Consider the following 7,078-nt stretch of genomic DNA (forward strand, 5'->3'; position numbering starts at 1 on the left):
AAACGTTACTTTTTAGTGTATTTTGATACACCCGCTTACCTAAAATGTTATAAATTTCAATGTTTTTTACTCCTGCAATATTTTGAAATGAAATCGTAAATCTATCTTTAACTGGATTTGGATATATTTTTATTGAAGATGAATTTAAACCTGTATCTTTTATGCTTAAAGTTTGGCTTGTAGGAATAGCTTCCCACACACTTCTTGTATCTGATTCTGGGACAATACTGTGTGTTACGGTTCCATCTGTTTCTTGATACAGAAATCTACCAGCGGTTCTAGATTCGAATCTATAAGTATCATCAACATCATTATAATCAATCTTCCACGTTTTATCTGTGTCCGTTGATGGTGAGGCTGTGTTTGTACTCACAACTACATAAGCGCCTCCGGGACCACCAGCACCTGGTGCACGAAGTATTCCATAAGTTTCACTATCAATATTAAAAAATTCTCCACTTTCTACAAACTTCCAATGTGTGTTTTGTGGCTCACCAGAATTTGTCATAGTAACTGCTGTAGCACTTACTCCTGCATCAGTTAAGAATTGTCCTGTAGCTACATTTCTCAACCTATATATGTCGTTAGATGGTGGAGGTGTTCCGCTATCTTCAACTTCTTCTCTTTGATACGTGGTATTTGCCCATCTAAATTGAGCTCGACCTCCTCTTACTCTGTAGGCACCATATCTAATACCAGATTCTAAACCTCTTTCTGGCTCAGGAATATTATAATTAAAGGCTTCGCCTCCAATTACAGCATCGCAATAATGTATTTTTTTTGTAGGATCGGTTGGATCTTCTCTAAAACCTACCTCTAACTCAAAATCAACTTCTTCATTTTTATTAACTCGTTTTAGAAAAACAACTTCTCTTCCGCTGCCTTCTCCTCCACGTTCTAAGATACGTTCGGCGTAAATATCAAAAGCCACTTGCTTGTCTGCATTAATACCTTCACCATAAACTGGATGTGCTCTATACAAACAAATAGCAGGATCATTAGAGCCTCCACCTCCTGAATGTTTACCTTTGGCTTGTGCTAAATAACTTCCGTTTTGACCAAAAGAACCTCCATCGCCGACTTCTAATATTCTAACAATCCCTGTGAATCTTGCAAAACTCCCCACTCCAGTTTCTCCAGACCTTGGTAAAGAACGCTCTATCCTGGGTTGCAACGTTGCTCCATCCCAATGATTAGAACCATCAGTAATATTATAAACGCCCCAAGTTTTTCCATAAACAGTACTTTCTGAGTAATCTGAGTAGCAACTTCTATCATCAGCAGTTCCTACATTAACAGCGTTTGGTATATCTACATTTCTTGTACTATTGTTTTCGAATTCACCAGAAGCTGGACAAGTCAGATCTGTACTTGTATCTTCATCTGGAGCTATCTCTGTAGGTGTTTCTGCAAAGGGAATGAGTTCCCAATTACTTCTATCATCCGTTGCAGAAACAACAACATGGGTTACGGTTCCATTTGCATCATGATACATATATCTACCACTATTGCCCGATTGAAACCTATAGGTGTCGTTTGTTTGATCGTGTTGTATTGTCCATACTTTATCACCATCAGTTGCGGGCGAAGCTTTAGTGGTACTAACAACTACGTAAGCTCCTCCTGGACCACCAGCACCTGGTGCGCGTAAAATTCCTAAAACTTCACTATCAATGTTATAAAATGCTCCGCTTTGTACAAAAGTAAAATGTGTGTTTTCTGCATCGCCAGAATCTGTCATAGTAACTGCAGTTGCACTTACACCTGTATCTGTTAGGTATTGGCCGGTAGCCACATTTCTGAATCTAAAAATGTCGTCAGAAGGCGGCGCGTCTTGTGCTGTTAAAAAAAGTGAAAAGAACGCAAAACCGAAGAATAAGATAGATTTAAAAGTAATAATTTTCATAGGTTTTTTTTAGTTTAGAAGTAAAAATCATTATTAAATAAAATTTACTTATTATAAAATTACTATGATTTTACTTTAAAAGTATCCTGAACTATCCTGTCTATAGGGTAAACAATCCAATTATTGGTTAAAACACATTTTTACTCACAACTAAAAGATTAATGATAGAATAACCTTATACAGCTAATGTAATTTATGAGTACTACATATCACTTTTATGATATAAAAATACAAGGCTAAACCTATTTTCTGCGCATAATTTTAAAGTTTCATTTGTTCAGTTTTATTATAACCTACTTTACAACTAACTTAGAATAAAACACCTGTTTATCGTCAGAAAAAGCTTTAACTAAATATACACCCGTTTTAAAACCTGAGTTTTTTACTTCTATAATATTATCTTTTGGAGCTTTCTGATACAAAAGCTTTCCAAGTATATTATAAATTTCTATAGTCTTGATATTGCTTATATTTTTAAATATAATGGTAAATTTATCTTCCGTAGGGTTTGGAAATATTATAATTGAAGATGATTGAAGTTCTACATTCGACACACTTAAAGCCTCACTTGTTGGTATAGCTTCCCATTTGCTTCTATTTAATTCATCTGCATTCATTTCATCAATCGTAATGTTAGTCACATTTCCATTGGGGTCATGATATAAGTATCTGTTGTTATCTTTAGATTCAAATCTGAAAGTATCATCAGCTTCATTGTAATGGATGCTCCAAATCTTATCATTATCATTAGCAGGTGAAGCTTTACTTGTACTTACAACGAGATAAGATCCAGCAGAAAACCCTTCTCCTGTCGCGCGAATGATACCAAAAGTTTCACTATCTATGTTATAATACGCTCCACTTTGTACAAATGTCCAATGCTTATCTGGTTCTTCACCCAAATCACTCATACTTAAAGGGATCGCACTTGCGCCTGAGTCGGTTAAAAACTTCCCTGTAGCAACATTTCTTAACCTATAGACATCGTCGGTTAAATCCGAATGGTCAACTGCTGCAACTTCAATTGTAATAATAGATGACGCAATAGTTTCACCAGAATCTTTATGTGCTATAGCTTGAATGGTATGATTTCCAATACCTTGAGCCGTCCAATTAAGCAGGTATGGTTTTGTAATATCTTCATCAAATAATACTCCGTCAACCATAAATTCAACTTTAACAATTTCTCCAGTATCAGCTGTTGCATTGGCATAAAGTTGTACGGAAACTCCTTCTTCAAACGAATCATTATCACTTGGCGTTAATAAATTAACTGCAAAAGGTTGAGGGCCAGTAACCAAATTTAAATCTATTATTTGTAAGTAAGTTGGTTGGGTATCGTCGTTATCAGAAGAATTATTCTCTAGTAAGTAATAATATAATATCCCATCTTGAATGTAAACTTGCCCTTTTCTAAAACGTTTTCCTGAAGTAGCTTCATATACTCTAGTAAATAAGTTTGTACCTCCAGGTGCCTCTTCTATAAATGGTCTTCCTAAAGCGTTTAATCCAATTAAGTATATGTTAGCACCTGCCGAATAAATAGCTTCTGCTCCTGAAAAATCAGTTGAAGTAATAAATTCTGAAGCGCCAGCAGGTTTATATGTATGTACTTGCTTTGTTTGGCCTGCGGTACTACTAGTTGTGCTATTATCCTTAACTCTTCCAATAAAATGGATGTCTTCATTACTAGTAACCGTCCAGTCGAATCCAGAAACCATGTAGACTTTATCTGTTTCAGTAGTTTCAACTAAATCGCCGGGTTCAGATATTTTAATCAAATCTGAAACGGCTAATGGTCTAGAAAACTCTGTACCTTCATGGTCTTTCCATTGGGATAATCCATTTGGGTCATCAGAATAAGCATAGTAAAACCCATTTTGATATAAATATTTATCATTTTTTATATTGGCTCTTTGCTGAAACCCAACTCGTATTTTACCATTAAGATATTTAATATCCCCGTACAAACCCCAATTGTATGGACTTCCGAAGCCTGAAGCTCCTGTTCTGTTAAAATCGGTATAACCTTCCCAATCTGTTCCATCATATTTAGCAAATAAAAATTTACCATTTTCAGAATAGCCAAATCTATTTTTCATAAACAAATCGCCTTGATCGTTAGTAAAAAAATCTGGATATGTTAGTAATTTTGTGGTATTATCATCGTTTATACCAGGAAATGATAAGTGCTTATAATTATTGTTAGGCGATTGCACAAACTTATGAATTGTAAAGTCATTATCAGCTACAGTTGCAGCTCCTGCCACGGTATAAGAGTATCTTAAATAATCATTGGCAAACTCTGGAATGTTTCCATTTCTATGCATATCATAAAGCATGTGAATGGTCTCATCTTTAGGGCAAATACCAACTGATATGGTATTATGGGTTTCACCAATCCACCATTTTCCGTTATATCCTGTATGCTGATGCGGAAATTCTATGGTTTTCAAAACTCCGGTTTCTGTATTGTACCTTGAAAGCATGACATGGCGGTCATATTTCCCACCCCTATACCAGGTTAAAAACACAAACTTATCATAAACCTTAATACAATCTCCATGTGGTGTAAGCGCTGTACCATAAACATAATCGTACCCTGTGGTGGAATTTCCTGTATGATTGAGCGGCACTTTAACACCATCAAAATACATGGCAAGATTTGTTATTGCAATCTCAGATTCGAGCGTAGGTTGAGCTGTTAAAAAAAGAGAGAAAAAAATAACGCTAAAAAATAGTAGTAGCTTAAAAGTAGTTTTTTTCATAGTAATCGTTTTAGTTTAGCTGTAAAATTTATTTTAATAAAAAATTTACTTTGCTAAAAATAGAATGAACTCCTTTTTATAGCATCCTGAACTATCCTGATTTTAAGATGAACTCACTAATAATTCGCTAAAATGCATCGTGGAATATATCAAACTAAAGTGAATTGGATAATCGAAAGATTACCAACCACATATGACTAGGATTATACAAATTTTTTGTCTTCTTTACTTTTTAAAGTTATGCGCTTACAGCTTATCTATAGGTTTCAATAATATTGGCTATAGTACTATCAAATCGATACATTTCATAATCTTCATCAATTACCTCTCCATTTTTAGAAATAACCACGTATTTCGGTATGCCGTTAAATTTAAACAATTGACGCAAGTAATTAAACTCATCATTTGCTATTCTATAGGTATTAACGAGTTCTTGATTTTCTATGAACTTTGAATACGTTCTTTCAGGTGATGCATTTTTATCAGTAATAAATACAAAGTCGATATCTGGGTTATTTTTGTATTCAGCTCTAATTTCTTTCATTCTTTCTATTGAACCAACACATGGTGCACAACTTGTTGCCCAAAAATCTACAAACAATATTTTTCCAGCATGTGATTTTATAATATCATTAAAAATTCTAGTTGGTTTACCTTCAGGAAGCTTTGTTGTAGCAACTTCCATAGTTACCTTTTTAATTTTAGGATTTTCAGAATCTTTTTGAACAATCTGGTCAACTACTAGGAACTTTTTATTTAATATTCTTTCTCCTTCAGCTACCAGAAAAGGCTCATCAATTGTTTGTTTCAATTCGCTCCAATATTTTCGAGCATTTTCACTATCAGTTCTGTCAATGTCATATTTTAAGGCCCTAATTTTAGTCATATCAAGCACAATATTCTTGTCTAAATGATAAACGTTTTTTAAAACAGAATCTCTTAAGTGCCATTTCTCCATTTTAGTTTCTGTAATATCAAGATTTCCCTTATCAATTATAGGTTGGATATATTCTGAATTATAGGCTTCAAGGGCATTACTATAGGGTTTACTGAATTGTTTTTGAAAATCTTTATACGCCTCGTAAGATTTAAACCTCTTATTTTTAGATTCTTCTTGAAGCTTTTTGTCGTTTTCTGTAAGTTCAATATTATTTTCCTCTAAATATTCTTGTAACGTTATTTCAGGATTAATATTTAAACGTTTACTCTTTGGATGAATATTTATAGGCTTACTAAATTCAAATCTGTTTACAAATGTTGAATAACTGTTAGGCACTAAAAAAGCCTTATTATTAAGATCTAATTCATTTAAAAAGTTGTAATATTCATTAGTTATAGGGGTTTTAAGAGCAGTATTTAAAGTATCTTCTTTAGCTTCATATTCTCTTATTCTTATAAAATCAAAACAAATTGTGGCGTATTCTGCAATTAACTTGTTTTGTAACAATTGTTTTGTTTTATTGTTTACCTCATTGTTTTTAACATATTCATCAAGTAATTTTTTGTTTGCTTTAAGCGTAGAATCATGTTCTTTTCTAAATTCTGTTGGTGTTTGGTTTTTAATTACATCCTTAAAAGCTCTGTAATTAAAATCTTCAACATTAAAATTCATCAAATGTTTATTAATTTCAGAAAGAGGGCCTTTAAAAATTGTTTTTTTAAATTTATAACGCGTTGCTACACTTCTTCTATAAATAGCTTGTTTTCTAAAATCTTCCCAATCTAGAATCATAGCTAAAGTTTGTCCTGGCTCTAAATAATAATCAATGTTACATTTATTCATACTTAGATAACCAATTTCTGGGTGAACTAAAGGTAATTCTGCCTCAAAGCGTCCATCTTCGAATATTTGAACAACAATTGGATAATCTTCTCTAGTAATAGTATTACCTTGATGTACCATACCTGTATTAAAGCCATATCTATTATCGTAACCCTTAATATAACCAATGAGTTTTGCTTTTTTAGGATTGAAAAACCTATCAGACTCGAAATCCTTAATAGGGGTTTCAGTAACCTTATCAAGTTCACTTTGTATCCATTTATTAACAGATTTAGGTATTATTATTGGTTCTGATTTATCACTTCTTTGCTTTGTTAATGATATTTCATAAATAGCATGCTTGTAATCTATTTTTTTAACGCCTTTATCTAAAGGAGGAAAAACAAGTACCACTGTTTTCTCTCCAGATTCTGGCAAATATATTTTTTCGTCAAAATCATAATTTTCAATTTTTATGATGTTGTATATTTTGCCCGTTTTATAATCTTTTAAAAAATCCGTTTTACTAAACTTTAAAAACCAATTTGGAAAAATAGTACCACGAACATGAACTCTGGTTTCATTTTCATTAAGTTCTATTTTATCAACATCGTATATGTTAGATTTTTTTAACCCGTAGGC

General features: G+C 33.0%; 3 protein-coding genes. All 3 read right to left on the bottom strand.

Features of this window, described 5'->3' with window-relative positions:
• The coding region (locus tag WBN21_RS11135; protein ID WP_424200272.1) for a T9SS type A sorting domain-containing protein at positions 1-1,906 on the bottom strand (1,906 nt) is incomplete at its 3' end.
• A gap of 293 nt (positions 1,907-2,199) precedes the next feature.
• Complete coding sequence (locus WBN21_RS11140; RefSeq protein ID WP_424200274.1) at positions 2,200-4,674, bottom strand: BNR-4 repeat-containing protein; 2,475 nt, start codon at positions 4,672-4,674, stop codon at positions 2,200-2,202.
• A 253-nt stretch (positions 4,675-4,927) separates the two neighbouring features.
• The coding region (locus WBN21_RS11145; protein ID WP_424200276.1) for a TlpA family protein disulfide reductase at positions 4,928-7,078 on the bottom strand (2,151 nt) is incomplete at its 5' end.

Origin of the sequence: Algibacter sp. (genome assembly GCF_049667265.1) — a bacterium.
Lineage (GTDB): Bacteria > Bacteroidota > Bacteroidia > Flavobacteriales > Flavobacteriaceae > Algibacter_B.

Coding starts and splice junctions, on each gene's coding strand:
- WBN21_RS11140 (WP_424200274.1), bottom strand. CDS start 4,674: ATGAAAAAAACTACTTTTAAGCTACTACTATTTTTTAGCGTTATTTTT.